The sequence below is a fragment of the Pulveribacter sp. genome (assembly GCF_032079985.1).
In the GTDB taxonomy this organism is placed as follows: Bacteria; Pseudomonadota; Gammaproteobacteria; order Burkholderiales; family Burkholderiaceae_C; genus Melaminivora.
In genome coordinates, this window is record NZ_DAMATK010000003.1 from 281,115 (window position 1) to 298,432 (window position 17,318).

Genomic DNA, 17,318 nt, shown 5'->3' on the forward strand with positions numbered 1-17,318 from the left:
TATGTCTCTGCGAACGAAATAACAACGATGGACGGGCTTTGGTGCCCACAGGGCGGCCCGAGGGTGGAACACGGACCCGTTCAGGGGATGAAAACCAGGCCTTTGCCGAACACGGCGCGCACTGGCAACGCCATGCCCGTACCGTCCAATGTTTTGCGGCGCAGCCGGGTGAGCTGCGACTCGATGCGGTGAAAACCGTCCTCCACGTCCCCCGCCCCCAGGACCTGCACCAGGTGCTGCTTGGTGACCAGGCCGCCCTGGGCGGCAATCAGCAGCCCCAACAGGTCCAGTTCGCGTGTGGTGAGTTCGACAGAACGCTGGTTCGGGGCCACGAGCCGGGCGCTACCGGCATCCAGCCGCCAGCGTGCCAGCGCGCCGCTGTCCGTATCCCGGGGAGAGGTCCGGCGCAGCTGTGAGCGGATGCCGGCCACCAGTTCGTGCAGGTCGGTGGGCTTGACGAAGTACTGCAGTGCGCCCGCATCCAGGCCGGCAATGCGGCTTTCCAGGTCACCCCGTGCCGTCAACACCACTACAGGAATGTTCTGGGCCGTCAGCCGCCTGACCAGGCTCAGGCCATCCTCGCCGGGCAGGCCCAGGTCCACGACGACCAGGTCAGCACGCTCGCGCAACAGGCGCACGTAGAAGTCCTCCGCCGACTCGGCGGCCCAGCAGTTCAGTCCGGCCTTGTTCAGGAAGCGGCAGACGTTCGTGCGGATATCCTCATCGTCCTCAACGACCGCGACCGTTTGTCCAACTTCGGGAACAGAGATATGCATAGGTTGAAACTGTAGAGAAGTTGATTTTGATCACACTTGCTTACCAACGCCATGCACAAAAACTCACAAAAACACACATTTTGGCGGCTGGCGAGTTGGCTCTTGCTCCTGGTAGGGATAGCTGTTCTTCTGACTGGCCTCTCTGCACTGCTCTCCCCGCCCGCCACGGGACTTCGGTTGGGGACGGAGGTGCCTGTACAGGTGTTGGTGGACCGTGACAGACGATTCACGATTGATGAGGTGGCGGCGCTGCCCGATGCTGCGTTTACCCCTTTGGCGGGGCCGCTGAACGCCGGATATACAAAGGCGACCTATTGGCTCCGGGCAGATGTGTCCGCAGTTGCAGCCTCACCTGTCGGCTCTCTATGGCTCGAGATCACGCCCACCTACCTGGACCGGGTCACGCTGTACCAGCCTGAGCAATCAGGCTGGTCCCAGCACGTCAGTGGCGATGCCGTTCCCATGGCCAAGCGCATACCTGTGCGCCCGCTGGTATTTCCACTGCTGCCCGACCAGCCCGTATTCCTGCGGATCGAAACTACCAGCGCCATGCAGCTGTATGGCACCGTATGGCAGAGCACCAGCCTCCTGGCTCACTTGTCACGAGCGGAATGGGCTCTCGGTGCGTACCAGGGCATCAACCTGTCTATCGCCCTGCTGCTCATCTGCGCAGCCCTCGCGTTGCGGATGCGCCGTTTGGCTTCTATGGCCGTTCTCTCGGTCGTGTTTCTGGTGCATGGCGCCAGCGTACGCGGCTATCCACAGCTCTGGCTGCCGCAGGAGTGGAGCCTGATGGGCGACCTGATGGTCAAGATAGGCGCCTTCATCCTCCCCGCCGCTTTTGCCTGGCAAGGGCGCGAACTGCTGACTTATGGCACGCAGTGGCGCCGACTGGACAAGGCCCTCTTGCTGCTGGCCCTTGTCCCGCTGGCCGGCATCCTGAGCATCCCTCTGGATCTTTATGCACAGTCGATCTCATTGGCGCTGCTCTCGCCCTGGATCGCCAGTTGCCTGTGCGCCGTGGTGGTATGGAGCAATCTGCGGCGCCATGGGCCAAGCATGGTCAACGTGCTCATGGCGATTCCCTACACACTGCATTCCGTTGCGGGCGCGCACACCGCAGCGGCATTCGCTGGTCTGGTGCCGTCCAGCGTGGAGGCAGGTACGTTCTGGCAGCTCGAGGCTTTGCTGTTCAACCTTCTGACTGCCACAGCGGTGGGCGTCGCTTTGGCGCGGGAATTCCGTGATTCGATGAAGCAGCAAGTGCTCCTTGTGGACTCTCTGGCTCGCTCCGAGCATGTTCTCGAAGAGCGCGTGCGCCAGCGCACGGAGGAACTGCTCCATACGCAGAACGCCTTGCAGGCCGCACTGCACAGCGAGCGGGAGATGCGTCTGGACCAGCGGCAGTTCTTCAACATGGTGAACCACGAGTTCCGCACGCCATTGGCGGTGGTGGACAGTGCGGCGACCGAGCAGTTGGCCTTCCCTTCACCCGACCTTGAATCACAGATGGAGCGCGCCATGCAAATCAGGCGCGCTTGCAGGCGCCTGACAGCCCTGGTGGAGAACTGCCTGGTCAGCGACCGGCTGGACTTTGCCGGTTTCCGCCTGCGCGCAGAGCCAACGGCGTTACGCCCGCTCTTGCAGGAGGCCGGTCAGCTCGTCCACTGGTCCTCGCGGCACCACCTGCAGCTGACTGACGACGAAGCCCCGGCGGAGTGGACATGCGATCCGATGCTGGCCCGCATCGCCCTGTCCAACCTGGTGGACAACGCCGTCAAATATGCCCATGCCGGAGCCATCTTCATCACGGCCCGCCTGAACGCCCGGGGGCAGTTGGAAGTATCGGTCGCCGACGAGGGGCCAGGACTGCACGAACAGGCGTTGCAACGCATCTTCGCGCAGTTCGAGCGCGGCCTGCATGCGGATCAGGCGCGCGGCTTCGGACTCGGGCTATGGGTGGCAAGGCGCATTGCCCAGCTGCATGGCGGCAACGTGGATGTGCAGTCCATCCACGGACAGTGCAGCTGTTTCACGCTCACGCTGGCGCCTTGCGCGCCTCACGCACACGCCTGAGTAGCAGGCGCCCCGAGCGCCGGCTCCGGCGCCGCGTCGCCAGGCCACTGGAGCAATCTTCGATAATGTCGGATTGGCCGCACGGCTGCCGCTGGTCCCTGGCGCCAGCGATTCGGGCCGCGCCCACCTTCTGTCCATTTCTCTTCATGAGCGCCACCACCACTTCCGACCCCATCCGCAAACTCCTCGAAACCGCCCGCGCCCAGATCGGCAAGGGCGAGCTGCGCGAGGCGGCACAGGCGCTCAACCAGGCGCAGCGCATCTGGCCGGGCGACGCCCGCGTGTTCATGCTGGCCGGCCTGATGGCCGAGAAGTCGGGCAATGCCAAGGGAGCGCTGGAGGCCCTGCGCAAGTGCGTGGCCATGGCGCCCGACTGGAACCCCGGGCTTCTGGAGCTGGCGCTGCTGCTGGCGCGGCAGAACCAGTTCAAGGAAGCCGTGGAGACGGCCGAGAAAGTGGCCGAGCGCGAGCCCAAGAACCTGCTGGTGCTGGCCAGCGTGGTGGACATCGCCCACCGCGCAGGCCACCACGAGATGGCCGTGCGCCACCTGCGCCGCGGTCTGGAACTGGTGCCCGGCGACGTGCAGCTGCGCCGCCTGCTGGCGCGCGACCTGGACACGCTGGGCCAGCATGCCGAGGCGCTGCAGGTCTGGGGCGGCCTGATCGAGCAGGACGCCAAGGACACCGAGGCCCTGCTGGGCCGCGTGCTGACCCTGCTGGCCGTCGGCAAACCCTCACAGGCGATTGCCGACACCACGGCGCTGCTGGAGCTGGCGCCGGGCGATTCGGTCTATGCCTACTACAACGCCCTGGCCCATGGCATCACGCCGCCGCACCAGCCCGTGGAGCTGAACCGCCAGCTGTTCGACGGCATGGCCGAGGTGTACGACCAGCACACGGTGCGCGGCCTGCGCTACCAGCTGCCCAAAATCGTGGCCGACAAGATCCTGGCGCGCTACCCGGAAAAGCGCCTGAACGTGCTCGACTTAGGGTGCGGCACCGGCCTGCTGGGCGTGTGCCTGGGGCGCATCGACGGCTTCCTGATCGGCGTGGACATTTCCTCCAAGATGGTCGAGCAGGCCGCGCGCCACAACGTGTACGACCGCTTCCACACCGTGAACCTGCTGGAGGCGCTGGATGCCACGCCGGCCGCGCAGTACGAGGTCATCACGGCGCTGGACGTGTTCATCTACGCCGGCGACCTGAGCGAGGCCATCCCCAACGCCCAGCGCATCCTGCAGCCGGCGGGCGATCTGTACTTCTCGTGCGAGACCGCGCCCGAGGACGGCCCCGACCTGGTGCTGCAGGCTAGCGGCCGCTACGCCCATAAGCGCAGCCACGTGCTGGCGCTGTGCCGCCAGGCCGGCTTCGAGTCGGTGACCGCCGAGGACCTGGTGCTGCGCTACGAGGCCGGCGAGCCGGTGCAGGGCTTTCTGGTCGTGGCGCGCAAGGCGGCTGCCTGATGCCAGACAGCGGGCAGTAAAAAAGCAAACGCGGCCTCGGCCGCGTTTTTTCATGGCCTCGTCAGATCCGTCAGCTCAGCAACCGCGACGACTTGGGCACGTGCGCCATCAGAAACTCCATCTGGTCGGCCAGGATGCGCCGGTTGCGCAGGATGAAGTCCTCCCACAGGCTGGGCACGTAGGGCGCGTACAGCAGCGGCATGTGCGCCTGCTCGGGCGTGCGCGGGCCCTTGCGGTGGTTGCAGGGCCGGCAGGCGGTGACCACGTTCATCCAGTGGTTCAGGCCGCTGCGCGCCACGGGCACGATGTGTTCGCGCGTCAGGTCGTGCTCATGGAAGTGCCCACCGCAGTAGGCGCAGACGTTGCGGTCGCGGGTGAAGAGCTTGGCGTTGGTCAGGCTGGGCGTCAGGTCGAAGGGGTTGATGCCCGGCGCCCCGCGCGTGCCGATGATGCTGCTGACCGGGATCTGCGACTGCGCGCCGGTCAGGGCGTTGTGCCCGCCGCGGAACAGTGCAATGCGCGCGCCCAGCTCCCAGCGCACGTCGCCCGCGGCATAGTGCGTCACCGCCTCTTCCAGCGAAATCCACGATTGCGGCAGCCCTTGGGCCGACAGCTTCAAGACCTTCACACAACCTCCCTTTGCAACACGGCATGAGAAAGAAAGCAGGAGCAGGACACGCAGATGCTCGGTCCGCCCGGCGCGATGCGCTGCGCCGGCCGATGCCGCACAATATACCCCTTTCAAGCCAAATTGGCCTCAAACCCTTACGGGACAAGCGCCACCAGCTATCAAAATAAAAGCACACAGATGAAGATCTTCCGCGGTTTCCAGCACCCCGGCGTGGCGCGCGAATGCGCACTCACCATTGGCAACTTCGACGGCGTGCACCGCGGCCACCAGGCCATGCTGGCGCTGCTGGCCGGGGAGGCCCAGCAGCGCGGCCTGCCCAGCTGCGTGCTGACCTTCGAGCCCCACCCGCGCGACTACTTCGCCCGGGTGCACCGCCGCCCCGAGCTGGCGCCCGCGCGCATCGGCACGCTGCGCGACAAGCTGTGCGAGCTGGCGCGCTGCGGCGTGCAGCAGGCCGTGGTGCTGCCCTTCAACCAGCGCCTGGCGGCCCTGCCGGCGCAGGCTTTCATCGACCAGGTGCTGCTGCAGGGCCTGGGCGCGCGCTATGTGCTGGTGGGCGACGACTTCCGCTTCGGCAGCCAGCGCGCGGGCGACTACGCGATGCTGGATGCGGCCGGCAGCGCCCAGGGTTTCGACGTGGCGCGCATGAACAGCTACGAGGTGCATGGCCAGCGCGTGTCCAGCTCGGCCGTGCGCGACGCCCTGGCCGCCGGCGACATGGACGGCGCCGCGCGCCTGCTGGGCCGGCCGTACGCCATCTCCGGCCACGTGGTACATGGGCGCAAGCTCGGGCGCGAGCTGGGGCGCGAAGGCAGCAGCGGCGGCTTTCCCACCCTGAACCTGCGCTTTTCGCACTGGAAGAGCGCCGCCAGCGGCATCTTCGCCGTGCGGGTGCACGGACTGGCCGATGAGCCCCTGCCCGGCGTGGCCAACCTGGGCGTGCGGCCCTCGCTGGATGCCAGCGATGTCAACGGTGGCCGGGTGCTGCTGGAGACGCACTGCCTGGCCTGGCCGGCCCACCTGGGGCCGGAGGGGGGGTACGGTAAAATCATCCGCGTGGAACTACTGCACAAACTGCACGACGAGCGCAAGTACGAGAGCCTGCAGGCCCTCACCGCCGGCATCGCCGCCGACTGCGACGAAGCGCGCGCGTACTTCGCCGCCTCCACCCCGGCCACCCACGCCGAAACCCGTCGCCAAACCACCCGCGACCGAATTTGACGGGGACTGCCTGCACCCCGCGCGGGCCGGCATCCGGCCCGCTTGAAGCTCCCATTGGCGCTGCCGCCAGCCGCAGCGCACCCCTGAAGGCTTGAAATCCCCATGTCCGAACAGAACGCCAAGAACGCCCCTGCGAGCAGCTACCGCAGCACGCTGAACATGCCCGACACGCCGTTTCCCATGCGCGGCGACTTAGCCCGGCGCGAGCCCCAGTGGGCGCGCGAGTGGGACGAAAAAGGCATCTACAAGCAACTGCGGGACGCCCGCCGCGGCGCGCCGAAGTTCATCCTGCACGACGGCCCGCCGTACGCCAACGGCCAGCTGCACATCGGCCACGCGGTCAACAAGATCCTCAAGGACATGATCGTCAAGGCACGCCAGCTGGAGGGCTTCGACGCGCTGTACACCCCCGGCTGGGACTGCCACGGCCTGCCGATCGAGAACGCCATTGAGAAGCTGCACGGGCGCAACCTGCCTCGCGACGAGATGCAGGCCCGTGGCCGGGCCTTTGCCACCGAGCAGATCGCGCAGCAGATGCAGGACTTCAAGCGCCTGGGCGTGCTGGGCGAGTGGGACCACCCCTACAAGACCATGAACTTCGCCAGCGAGGCCGGCGAGCTGCGCGCGCTGAAGAAAGTCATGGAGCGCGGCTTCGTCTACCGCGGCCTCAAGCCCGTGTACTGGTGCTTTGACTGCGCCTCGTCCCTGGCCGAGTTCGAGATCGAATACCAGGACAAGCAGAGCCAGACGCTGGATGTGATGTTCCCCGCGGCCGAGCCCGGGAAGCTGGCCGCCGCCTTTGGCCTGCCCGCATTGGACAAGCCGGCCTTCGCCGTCATCTGGACCACCACCTCCTGGACCATCCCCGCCAACCAGGCGCTGAACGTGAACCCCGAGCTGGAGTACAGCCTGGTGGACACCGAGCGCGGCCTGCTGGTGCTGGCCAGCGCCCTGGTGGACAAGTGCCTGGAGCGCTGGGGCATTGAAGGCACGGTGGTCGCCACTGCTCTGGGTGAAAAGCTGGACCACATCAACTTCAGGCATCCCCTGGCGCACGTGGACAAGGCCTTCGACCGCCTGTCGCCCGTGTACCTGGCCGACTACGCAACGGCCGAGGACGGCACCGGCATCGTGCACTCCTCGCCCGCCTACGGCGTGGACGACTTCAACTCCTGCGTGGCCAACGGCGTGCGCTACGAGGACATCCTGAACCCCGTGCAGGGCAACGGCGTGTACGCCCCCGAGCTGGGCCTGTTCGGCGGCCAGCACATCTGGAAGGCCGTGCCCGTCATCATTGACGCGCTGCGCGTGGCCGGCCGGCTGATGGACACCAAGACCATCACCCACAGCTACCCGCACTGCTGGCGCCACAAGACGCCCGTGATCTACCGCGCCGCCGCGCAGTGGTTCATCCGCATGGACGAGGGCGAGGGCGTGTTCACCGACCCGGCGCAAAAGCCCACGCAGACCCTGCGCCAGATCGCCCTCGAGGCCATCGAGCACACGCAGTTCTACCCCGAGAACGGCAAGGCCCGCCTGCAGGGCATGATCGCCGGGCGGCCCGACTGGTGCATCTCGCGCCAGCGCAGCTGGGGCGTGCCGCTTCCCTTCTTCCTGCACCAGGACTCGGGCGAGCTGCACCCGCGCACCATGGAGATCATCGACCAGGCGGCCGCCATCGTCGAGCAGGGCGGCATCGAGGCCTGGAGCCGCGCCACGGCCGAGGAGATCCTGGGCGCTGAGGACGCGCAGCACTACACCAAGAGCACCGACATCCTGGAAGTCTGGTTCGACTCCGGCTCCACCTTCTGGCACGTGCTGCGCGGCACGCACGCCGGCATGCACCACGACGTTGGGCCCGAGGCCGACCTGTACCTGGAAGGCCACGACCAGCACCGCGGCTGGTTCCACAGCTCGCTGCTGCTGGCGTCGGCCATCTTCGGGCGCGCGCCCTACCGCGGCCTGCTCACGCACGGCTTCACGGTGGACGGCCAGGGCAAGAAGATGAGCAAGTCGCTGGGCAACACCGTCTCGCCGCAGGAGGTGAGCGGCAAGCTGGGCGCGGAGATCATCCGCCTGTGGTGCGCCTCCACCGACTACTCCGGCGACCTGGCCATCGATGACAAGATCCTGGCCCGCGTGGTGGACGCCTACCGGCGCATCCGCAACACGCTGCGCTTCCTGCTGGCCAACGTGAGTGACTTCGACCCCGCCGCCGACGCCGTGGCCGACCAGGACCTGCTGGAGATCGACCGCTGGGCCCTGGCGCGCGCTGCGCAGTTCCACGCCGAGGTGCTGGCGCACTACCAGGTCTACGAGTTCCACCCGGTGGTGGCCAAGCTGCAGCTGTTCTGTTCGGAAGACCTGGGGGGCTTCTACCTGGACGTGCTCAAGGACCGCCTGTACACCACGGCCCCAAAGTCGCTCGCCCGGCGCAGCGCGCAGACGGCGCTCTACCAGATCACCCACGCCATGCTGCGCTGGATGGCCCCCTTCCTGTCTTTCACGGCCGAGGAGGCCTGGCAGGTCTTCGGCCACTCGCCTTCCATCTACCTGGAGACCTTCACCACCCTGCCGGCCGGTGACGACGGCCTGCTGGCCAAGTGGCAGCGCCTGCGCGAGATCCGCGACGCGGTGAACAAGGAGATCGAGACCGTGCGCGCCGCCGGCACCGTGGGCTCGTCCCTGCAGGCCGTGGTGCGCCTGGCCGCCGCGCCCGAAGACCACGCGCTGCTGGCCAGCCTGGGAGACGACCTGAAGTTCATCTTCATCGTCTCCGCTATTGAATTGGTAGCTGCTGACGCGCTCCAGATCAGCGTTACGGCCAGTTCCGACACCAAGTGTGAGCGCTGCTGGCACTGGCGCGCCGACGTCGGCCACGACGCGCAACACCCCACGCTGTGTGGGCGCTGCACCAGCAACCTCTACGGCAGCGGCGAAAGCCGCCTGCACGCCTGATGGCGCGCGCGGGCAGCGGCAGCAGCGGCCGCAAGGGCGGCGCCAGTCTCTGGCCCTGGCTGGGCTGGGCGCTGGTGATCTTCCTGCTGGACCAGCTCACCAAGACACTGATCCTGGGCTACTACCGGCTGGGCGACGCCACGCCGGTGACCAGCTTCTTCAACATCGTGCGCGCGCACAACACGGGCGCGGCTTTCTCCCTGCTGGCGGACGCGGGTGGCTGGCAGCGCTGGCTGTTCACGGCCATCGGCCTGGCGGCGGCGGCCTTCATCATCTGGCAGCTGCGCCAGCACCCGGGGCAAAAGCTTTTCGCCTTCTCGCTGGCCAGCATCCTGGGCGGCGCCATCGGCAACGTGGTGGACCGGCTGCAGCACGGCTATGTGGTGGACTTCCTGGACTTCCACTGGTCGTTCCTGGCCGGTGTGTTCCACCGCGGGCACTTCCCGGCGTTCAACATCGCCGACGCCGCCATCACCGTCGGCGCGGCCTGCCTGATCCTGGACGAGCTGCTGCGCGTGAAAAAGGCGGCCTGAAAGCCGCCTTTCCCGTCCCGCCGGACGACTGACTAGTTCGCCGCCAGCGCCGGCAGCGCACCGCTGACGGCGCCGCGGCCCTCCAGCTGGAAGGTGGCCGCCATGCGGGCCAGCTCGCGCGCCTGGGCCTGCAACGCGTCCGAAGCGCCCGAGGTTTCCTCCACCAGCGCGGCGTTTTGCTGCGTCACGCCGTCCAGGTGGGCCACGGCCTGGTTGATCTGCGACAGGCCTAGCGACTGCTCGCGGCTGGCCGCGGCGATCTCGTCCACGATGCGCGCCACGCGCTGGATGACGCCCACGATCTCCTGCATGGTGGCGCCCGCCTCGCTCACCTGCGCGCCGCCGGTCTCCACCTGGGTCGCGGCGTCGGTGATGAGCTGCTTGATCTCGCGCGCGGCCTCTGCGCTGCGCTGGGCCAGCTGGCGCACCTCGGCCGCCACCACGGCAAAGCCCCGGCCCTGTTCGCCGGCGCGGGCGGCCTCCACCGCAGCGTTCAGCGCCAGGATGTTGGTCTGAAAAGCAATCGAGTCGATCACGCCAATGATGTCGGCCACCCGGCGCGAGGCGCTGCTGATGGCCTGCATGGTGTCCACGACCTGCCCCACCACGGCGCCGCCGCGCTGCGCCACCCCCGTGGCCGAGGCCGCCAGCTGGCTGGCCTGGGCGGCGTTCTCGGCGTTGTTGTGCACCGTGCCCGACAGCTGCTCGGTGGCCGACGCCGTCTGCTCCAGGGCGCTGGCCTGCTGCTCGGTGCGCGCGGACAGGTCGCGCGTGCCCGCCGCCACCTGGGTGGAGGCGCCGGCAATGGTTTCCGCCCCGCCGCTGACCTGGCCGATGACGTGGTTCAGGTTGGCGCGCATGACCTCCATCTGCGCCAGCATGGTGCCGATCTCGTCGCCGCCGCTGGCCGGAATGCGCTGGGCCAGGTCGCTGGCGGCAATGGCCGCCGCCGCCCGGTTGGCGGCGCGAAAGCCCTGCACCAGGCGCGTCAGCAGCGCCAGGCCCATCAGCGAGGCTGGCAGGCCCAGCAGGAAGGTGGCGGCGGCAAAGATCCACAGCGCCATCTCGTAGCGCTGCTGCGCCGCCGCCCGCGCGGCATCGGCCTGCTCCACCTGGGCGGCGCGAAAGCGCTGGGTGGCGGCCACCAGGGCCTCGCCCTCGCGGCCGCCGACCTGCAGAAAGCGCGCCATGCGCTCGGGCGAGAAGTCCCCCTGGCGCACGGCCTGCACCGCAGCGTCCAGTTCGGCCACCCAGGTCACGCGGCTGCTCTGCACGGCGGCAAAGAGCGCCTGCTCCTGCTCGTCGGTGATGGCCGCATCGATGGCCTGCAGCGCCTCGGAAACCTTCTGCCGGTTGGCCGCCAGCGCGTTCAGATGCTCGTCGATGGGATGCTGGTGGATGGCGGCCAGCGGGCTGTCCGGCGCATGCTGGAAGGCCAGCAGCACCAGCAGGCGGTTTTGCACCGTCAGGGCCACCAGGTCGTCGGCCCGCAGCGACAGCGCCATGCTGTGGCCGTGCACCGCCCTCAGGCCGTCACGGGCGGAGGACAGGCCCCAGAAGCTCACCGCGATGACGGCCGCGCCCGACAGCCAGAAGACGCCGAGGATAAGGATGAAGCGATGGGTGATGCGCAATCGGTTCCACATGACGAACAAATACCTGCCAGGACAATATTGATACTGGATGTTACGGCGACGGTCATTGGCCGTGTTCCCTTGATCCGGGGTCATTGATGCACATCAAGCTTGGGCGGTCTGGTCGGTCACGCTGCCCGGCTGTCAAGCACCGGCCGAGCGCGCAGGCCGGCTCGGGGTCTATGGGTGCGGGTGCGGCGCGAAGGCCCTGGGCGCGCTATGCTGTGCCGTTTGGCGCGCCAGCCCATGTCTGCCTGAGCGCATTGGCGCCTGGCGCCGCCCGCCTTTCTTCTTCCAACATGAAGCATTTGCTGAATCTGCTGGCGGCCGTGGCCCTGCTGGTGTGGGGCACGCATCTCGTGCGCACGGGCGTGCTGCGCGTGTTCGGCGCCAATCTGCGCACGCTGCTGGCGCGTAGCCTGGGCAACCGGTTCACCGCCGCGCTGTCGGGCATCGGGGTGACGGCGCTGGTGCAGTCCAGCACGGCCACCTCGCTCATGACCGCCTCCTTCGTGGGCCAGGGACTGATCACCTTGCCCGCGGCACTGGCCGTCATGCGCGGTGCGGACATCGGCACGGCGCTGATGGCGCTGCTGTTCGCGCAGGACCTGTCGTGGCTGTCGCCGGTGTTCATCTTCGTGGGCGTGGTGCTGTTCATCACCCGCCAGGCCAGTACCGCCGGACGCGTGGGCCGCGTGTTCATCGGCCTGGGCCTGATGCTGCTGGCGCTGGAGCGCGTGGTGCAGGCCACCGAGCCCATGATGGCCTCGCCCGTCACGCAGATGCTGCTGGCCAGCCTGGCCAGCGACCTGTGGATGGAGATCATGGTGGGCGCGGTGCTGGCCATCGTGTCCTATTCCAGCCTGGCCGTGGTGCTGCTGATCGCCGCCATGGCGGACACGCACGTCGTGCCCTTGGGAATGGCCCTGGGCATGGTGCTGGGCGCCAACCTGGGCAACGGCCTGGCGGCGGTGCTGACCATGGCCCGCTCCAGCGTGGAGGTGCGCCAGGTGACCATCGGCAACATGGTCTTCAAGATCATGGGCGTGGTGCTGATGGCGCCCTTCATCGGCGTGTGGATCGCCTACGTCGAGCCCATGCTGCCCGGCACAGCGCACAGCGTGGTGTTGTTCCACCTGGCCTACAACGTGATCATCAGCGTGGGCTTCATCGGCTTCACGCAGTGGGTGGCCAAATGGGTGGCGCGCCTTCTGCCCAAGCCGGCGAGCGCCCAGAGCGGGCGCCCGCACCACCTAGACGCCTCGGCCCTGGCCACGCCTTCGCTGGCCATCTCGTTTGCCGTGCGCGAGGCGCTGTACCAGGCCGACGTGGTGGAGACCATGCTGCTGGGCGTGATGGACGTGATCCGCAAGAACGACGAAGACCTGTCGCAGCGCCTGCGCCGCATGGACGACGAGGTCGACCAGCTCTACTCCTCCATCAAGTACTACCTGACGAAGATCTCGCGCGACGACCTGGGCGAGGAAGAGAGCCGGCGCTGGGCCGACATCGTCAGCTTCACCATCAACATGGAGCAGATAGGCGACATCGTCGAGCGCATCCTGCAGGACATCGAGGAAAAGAAGATCAAGAAGGGCCGCGAGTTCTCCGAGGCCGGCATGGCCGAGATCACCGAGCTGCACCAGCGCCTAGTGAGCAACCTGCGCCTGGGCATGAGCGTGTTCCTCAACGGCAACGTGCGCGATGCCCAGCGCCTGCTGGAGGAGAAGGTGCACTTTCGCAACCTGGAGCGCGCCTACGCCACCAGCCACCTGCTGCGCCTGTCCGACCGCACCGTCAACAGCATGGAGACCAGCTCGCTGCACATCGACCTGATCAGTGACATGAAGCGCATCAACTCGCACATCAGCTCCATCGCCTACCCCATCCTGGAGTCGGCCGGCGTGCTGGCACCCAGCCGCCTCAAGCCGGGCGTGCGGCCCATGGCCGAGCCCCAGGGCGATCACCCTTAGCCGTTGAAAGCGGCCGGGTCACCCGGTTGCCTTGCGCGCATAGCGTTGGGCCAGAACCGCGCAGACCATCAGCTGCAGCTGATGGAACACCATCAGCGGCAGCACGATGGCGCCGGCGGCCTGCGAGTCGAACAGCACCTTGGCCATGGGCACGCCGCTGACCAGGCTCTTTTTCGATCCGCAAAAGACGATGGTGATCTCGTCCTCGCGCGAAAAGCCCAGGCGGCGCGACAGCCAGGTGGTGAAAGTAAGCACCAGGCCCAGGATCACCGCGCACACCGCCAGCAGGCCGGCCAGCGCCGGCAGCGGCAGCTGGCGCCACAGCCCGCCCACCACGGCGGCGCTGAAGGCGGTGTAGACCACCAGCAGCACCGAGCCCTGGTCCACATACTTCAGCCCCGCCGCGTGGCGCGACATGAAGCCGCCAATCCACGGCCTGGCCAAGTGCCCGGCCACGAAGGGCAGCATCAGCTGCACCAGGATGCGCAGTATCCCGCCCAGCACATCCTGCTGGGCGCCCGCGGCCTGGGGCAGCACCACGCCGACCAGCACCGGCGTGATGAAGATGCCCAGGAGCGTCGAGGCCGAGGCGCTGCACACGGCCGCGGCCATGTTGCCGCCCGCCACGGCCGTGAAGGCGATCGCCGACTGCACCGTGGCCGGCAGCACGCACAGAAACAGCACGCCCACGTACAGCTCGGGCGTGACCAGCGGTGCCAGCACCGGCCGCAGCGCCAGCCCCAGCAGCGGAAACAGCGCGAACGTGCTGCCCACCACCACCAGGTGCAGCCGCCAGTGGCCGATGCCGGCCAGCACCGCCTGGCGCGACAGCTTGGCGCCGTGCATGAAGAACAGCAGCGCCACGACGAAGGTGGTGGCCCGCTCCAGAAAGGCGCCCACTGGCCCCGAGGCCGGCAACACGCTGGCCAGGGCCACGGTGGCCGCCAGGGCCAGGGTGAAGGAGTCGGGGCGCAAGCGGAAGGAGGCCATGGAGAAATTTTAGCCAAAAAGGCCTTCAGCCCTTGCTGGACAAGCGCCGGCAGCTATGAATAGTGAAGCAACCGACTACCAGCCGTAGTAGGCGGACAGCACCAGCGCCGCCTCGGGCGTGAAGGCGCCGGCGGCCAATCGGGCCTGCACTTGGTCATGCGGCAGACACTCGAAGCACTCCACCTCGCCGTCCTGCCCCTCGGGCAGCAGCGGCGCCGGCAGCACGGCCTGGTACCAGGCGATGCGCTCGACCATCCAGCCGCAGCCGGGGCCACCCTCGTCGCAGGGGCGGGTCATGTCCAGCGTGCCGCCCGGGCGCAGGGCCTGCAGCTGGTGCAGGTGCAGGCCGGCCTCCTCCCAGCTCTCGCGCGCCAGCGCCGTTTCCAGCGTGTCGGCGGCGCTGACCAGGCCGCCCATCAGCGTGTCCCAGGCGCCGGGGTGGGTGGGTTTGGACAGCGAGCGCTGCTGCACCCACAGCCGCTGCCCGTCCGCCGTGCAGCCCACCAGGTGCACGGCCTGCGTGGCCAGGCCCAGCACGCGCACGGCGCCGCGCTCCACCGTGGCCAGGCGATCGCCGGCGGGGTTGCACACCGCCACCTGTTCGTCGCGCCACGGGCCGCAGCGGCCGGCGGCGCGCAGCGCCAGGGCGACGGCCTGCAGGGCGGCGCTGGCGTCATCGGGGCCGCCGGCCTGCAGCTGCCAGGCGGGGGTGTCGGCATACTCTGTTTTTGATAGCTGCCAGCGCTTGTCCAGCAATTGCCGGAGGCCGATTTCATCAAAAATCTGCGCCTCCACCGAACCGATGGCCTGGCCTGCCAGCAGCAGCGCCGAGCGCGGCCGCGGGCTGGCGCGCCCGGCCAGAGCGCGCGCCGCGCCCACCCAGGCGGGAGCGGCGCCGCCACTGCTCACGGCAGGGTCAGGATGGTGGAGCCGGTGGTCTTGCGCGCCTCCAGGTCGCGGTGCGCCTGCTGTACGTCGGCCAGCGCGTAGCGCTGCGCGATGTGGATCTTGACCTGCCCGCTGGCGACGACGTCGAACAGGTCGTCGGCCATGGCCTGCGTGGCCTCGCGCGAGCTGATGTGTGTGAACAGCGTCTGGCGCGTGACGTACAGCGAGCCCTTGGCGCCCAGCATGCCCGGCGCGAACGGCGGCACCGGGCCCGAGGCGTTGCCGAAGCTGGCCATCAGACCGAAGGGACGCAGGCAGTCCAGCGACTTGTCCCAGGTGTCCTTGCCCACGGAGTCGTAGACCACCTTCACCCCCTTGCCGTCCGTGATGTCCTTGACGCGGGCGGCGAAGTCCTCGGTGCGGTAATTGATGGCATGGGCCGCGCCGTTGTCCAGCGCCAGCTGGCACTTGTCGTCGGTGCCGGCGGTGGCGATCAGCTGCAGGCCCAGGGCGCGCGCCCACTGGCAGGCGATCAGGCCCACGCCCCCGGCCGCGGCGTGGAACAGCACGTGGTCGCCCGCCTGCAGGCCCTGAACGGGCAGGGTTTTCTTCAGCAGATACTGCGCCGTCAGGCCCTTGAGCATCATGGCCGCGCCGGTCTCGAAGCTGATGGCGTCGGGCAGCTGGCACACGTTCATGGCCGGCATGACGCGCGCCTGGCTGTAGCTGCCCGGCGGGTTGGCGGCGTAGGCCGCGCGGTCGCCCACGGCCAGGTGCGTCACTCCCTCGCCCACGGCCTCGATCACGCCGGCGCCTTCCATGCCGATGGTGGCGGGCATGTGCAGCGGGTACAGCCCCGTGCGGTGATACACGTCGATGAAATTCAGCCCGATGGCGTGGTGGCGGATGCGCACCTGGCCGGGGCCGGGCTCGCCCACCTGCACGTCGACGAGCTGCAGTTCCTCGGGGCCGCCGTGCTGGCGGATCTGTACGGCTTGTACGGTGCGGGTCATGGCTGGGGTCTCCTTGCGTAGCGGTGTTCGGGGTAGCCCGGCATCGTGCCATGTTTATCCCACCGCTGCCGGCGTACCGGCAGGCGCGGGGGTACAGTGCCGGCCCTGATGAGCACCACACCCGACCGCCCCGTCCCGGGCCTTGCCCTGTCCACCGCCCTGCTGCTGACCACCGCACCCCTGATGTGGGCCGGCAACGCCGTGGTCGGGCGCCTGGTCCACACCCTGGTGGCGCCGGTGGCGCTGAACTTTCTGCGCTGGCTGCTGGCCTTTGCCCTGCTGGCGCCGCTGGCCTGGCGCGTGCTGCGCCCCGGCAGCAGCCTGTGGCCGCACTGGCGCCGCTACGCGCTGCTGGGCCTGCTGGGCATCGGCAGCTACAACGCGCTGCAGTACATGGCGCTGCAGACCTCCACGCCGCTGAACGTGACGCTGGTGGGCGCCGGCGTGCCGATCTGGATGCTGGCCATCGGCGCGCTGTTCTTCGGTGCTCCCGTGTCGCGCCGGCAGGCGGTGGGGGCGCTGGCGTCGGTGGCCGGGGTGCTGATGGTGCTGTCGCGCGGCAGCTGGCAGGAGCTGCTGGCGCTGCGCCTGGTGCCGGGCGATTTGTACATGCTGGCGGCCACGCTGGCCTGGGCGCTGTATAGCTGGCTGCTGGTGCGCACCGACCGCCCTGCCGATATACGCGCCGACTGGGCCGGCTTTCTGCTGGCGCAGATGCTGTTCGGGCTGATGTGGTCCGGCGCCTTCGCGGGCGTGGAATGGTCGCTGGGCGTGCGCCGCTTCGAGTGGGGCTGGACGCTGGCGGCGGCGCTGGCCTTCATCGCCATCGGGCCGGCGATCGTGGCGTATCGCTGCTGGGGGCTGGGGGTGCAGCGGGCGGGGCCGGTGATGGGAGGGTTCTTCATCAATCTGACGCCGTTGTTTGCGGCGGTGCTGTCGGCGGCTTTCCTGGGGGAGGTGCCGAGGCTGTATCACGCAGGGGCGTTTGTGTTGATCGTGGGGGGGATTGTGGTTTCTTCGCGGCGTTCTTGAAGGGGTTTGCTGCTATTTTTGTAGCTGCTTGCGCTGATTGGGCAAGGGCTGGACGCTGTTTTGGCTTTGGGTTTGTTTTGATGTGGCTGGCCGGGACTCGCCCCGGCGGGCGACTTCCTTTCTTGCTCGT

At 68.3% G+C, this 17,318-nt stretch carries 13 protein-coding genes; 7 read left to right on the plus strand and 6 right to left on the minus strand.

Going from position 1 to position 17,318, the window contains the following annotated elements; all coding sequences use genetic code 11:
- Positions 1 to 80: 80 nt before the first annotated feature.
- Positions 81 to 776 (minus strand): response regulator transcription factor, encoded by a 696-nt coding sequence (locus RT282_RS12535; RefSeq protein WP_313314555.1) that lies wholly within the window; start codon positions 774 to 776, stop codon positions 81 to 83.
- Positions 777 to 977: 201 nt separating this feature from the next.
- On the opposite strand from RT282_RS12535, the gene RT282_RS12540 reads away from it, so the two are divergent.
- Positions 978 to 2,852 carry an ATP-binding protein gene (locus RT282_RS12540; protein ID WP_313314557.1) on the plus strand — a complete coding sequence of 625 codons (1,875 nt, stop codon included), beginning with the start codon at positions 978 to 980 and terminating at the stop codon, positions 2,850 to 2,852.
- Positions 2,853 to 2,998: 146 nt separating this feature from the next.
- The gene (locus tag RT282_RS12545) at positions 2,999 to 4,315 is read left to right on the plus strand and encodes a tetratricopeptide repeat protein (RefSeq protein WP_313314560.1); all 1,317 of its coding nucleotides are present in this window, start codon (positions 2,999 to 3,001) and stop codon (positions 4,313 to 4,315) included.
- Positions 4,316 to 4,385: 70 nt separating this feature from the next.
- Here RT282_RS12545 and RT282_RS12550 read toward each other — a convergent pair whose 3' ends face one another.
- Positions 4,386 to 4,943, minus strand: a complete 558-nt coding sequence (locus tag RT282_RS12550) for an HNH endonuclease (protein ID WP_312758321.1) — start codon at positions 4,941 to 4,943, stop codon at positions 4,386 to 4,388.
- 180 nt (positions 4,944 to 5,123) lie between these two features.
- Here RT282_RS12550 and RT282_RS12555 point away from each other — a divergent pair, with 180 nt between their 5' ends.
- From RT282_RS12555 to lspA, 3 genes are all read left to right on the plus strand, one after another.
- On the plus strand, positions 5,124 to 6,167 hold the full coding sequence (locus tag RT282_RS12555; RefSeq protein ID WP_313314562.1) for a bifunctional riboflavin kinase/FAD synthetase: 1,044 nt from the start codon (positions 5,124 to 5,126) through the stop codon (positions 6,165 to 6,167).
- Between the two features lie 102 nt (positions 6,168 to 6,269).
- On the plus strand, positions 6,270 to 9,125 hold the full coding sequence (ileS, locus tag RT282_RS12560; protein ID WP_313314564.1) for an isoleucine--tRNA ligase: 2,856 nt from the start codon (positions 6,270 to 6,272) through the stop codon (positions 9,123 to 9,125).
- A complete protein-coding gene (gene lspA / locus RT282_RS12565) occupies positions 9,125 to 9,658 on the plus strand; it encodes a signal peptidase II (protein ID WP_313314566.1) in 534 nt (177 codons plus the stop codon). The genes ileS and lspA overlap by 1 nt, the downstream gene beginning before the upstream one ends.
- A 32-nt stretch (positions 9,659 to 9,690) precedes the next feature.
- Here the strand turns inward: lspA and RT282_RS12570 are convergent, their stop codons facing one another.
- Positions 9,691 to 11,304, minus strand: a complete 1,614-nt coding sequence (locus RT282_RS12570; RefSeq protein WP_313314568.1) for a methyl-accepting chemotaxis protein — start codon at positions 11,302 to 11,304, stop codon at positions 9,691 to 9,693.
- Positions 11,305 to 11,591: 287 nt separating this feature from the next.
- Here RT282_RS12570 and RT282_RS12575 point away from each other — a divergent pair, with 287 nt between their 5' ends.
- Positions 11,592 to 13,265: a Na/Pi cotransporter family protein gene (locus RT282_RS12575; RefSeq protein WP_313314570.1), complete on the plus strand. Its 1,674-nt coding sequence runs from the start codon at positions 11,592 to 11,594 to the stop codon at positions 13,263 to 13,265.
- Between the two features lie 18 nt (positions 13,266 to 13,283).
- Here the strand turns inward: RT282_RS12575 and RT282_RS12580 are convergent, their stop codons facing one another.
- From RT282_RS12580 to RT282_RS12590, 3 genes are all read right to left on the minus strand, one after another.
- Positions 13,284 to 14,255, minus strand: coding sequence for a bile acid:sodium symporter family protein (locus RT282_RS12580; RefSeq protein ID WP_313314572.1), 972 nt, complete (start codon positions 14,253 to 14,255; stop codon positions 13,284 to 13,286).
- Positions 14,256 to 14,330: 75 nt separating this feature from the next.
- Positions 14,331 to 15,164: an NUDIX domain-containing protein gene (locus RT282_RS12585; protein WP_313314575.1), complete on the minus strand. Its 834-nt coding sequence runs from the start codon at positions 15,162 to 15,164 to the stop codon at positions 14,331 to 14,333.
- A complete protein-coding gene (locus RT282_RS12590) occupies positions 15,161 to 16,156 on the minus strand; it encodes a quinone oxidoreductase (protein WP_313314578.1) in 996 nt (331 codons plus the stop codon). Before RT282_RS12590 ends, RT282_RS12585 begins: the two co-directional genes overlap by 4 nt.
- Positions 16,157 to 16,264: 108 nt before the next feature.
- Here RT282_RS12590 and RT282_RS12595 point away from each other — a divergent pair, with 108 nt between their 5' ends.
- Complete coding sequence (locus RT282_RS12595; RefSeq protein WP_313314581.1) at positions 16,265 to 17,188, plus strand: DMT family transporter; 924 nt, start codon at positions 16,265 to 16,267, stop codon at positions 17,186 to 17,188.
- The last annotated feature ends 130 nt before the right edge of the window (positions 17,189 to 17,318 follow it).

Bases quoted from the DNA above. Each gene is read 5' to 3' on its own strand.
- RT282_RS12545 (WP_313314560.1), top strand. From the start codon at position 2,999: ATGAGCGCCACCACCACTTCCGACCCCATCCGCAAACTCCTCGAAACC.
- RT282_RS12570 (WP_313314568.1), bottom strand. From the start codon at position 11,304: ATGTGGAACCGATTGCGCATCACCCATCGCTTCATCCTTATCCTCGGC.
- RT282_RS12590 (WP_313314578.1), bottom strand. From the start codon at position 16,156: ATGACCCGCACCGTACAAGCCGTACAGATCCGCCAGCACGGCGGCCCC.
- RT282_RS12535 (WP_313314555.1), bottom strand. From the start codon at position 776: ATGCATATCTCTGTTCCCGAAGTTGGACAAACGGTCGCGGTCGTTGAG.
- lspA (WP_313314566.1), top strand. From the start codon at position 9,125: ATGGCGCGCGCGGGCAGCGGCAGCAGCGGCCGCAAGGGCGGCGCCAGT.
- RT282_RS12595 (WP_313314581.1), top strand. From the start codon at position 16,265: ATGAGCACCACACCCGACCGCCCCGTCCCGGGCCTTGCCCTGTCCACC.
- ileS (WP_313314564.1), top strand. From the start codon at position 6,270: ATGTCCGAACAGAACGCCAAGAACGCCCCTGCGAGCAGCTACCGCAGC.
- RT282_RS12555 (WP_313314562.1), top strand. From the start codon at position 5,124: ATGAAGATCTTCCGCGGTTTCCAGCACCCCGGCGTGGCGCGCGAATGC.
- RT282_RS12580 (WP_313314572.1), bottom strand. From the start codon at position 14,255: ATGGCCTCCTTCCGCTTGCGCCCCGACTCCTTCACCCTGGCCCTGGCG.
- RT282_RS12575 (WP_313314570.1), top strand. From the start codon at position 11,592: ATGAAGCATTTGCTGAATCTGCTGGCGGCCGTGGCCCTGCTGGTGTGG.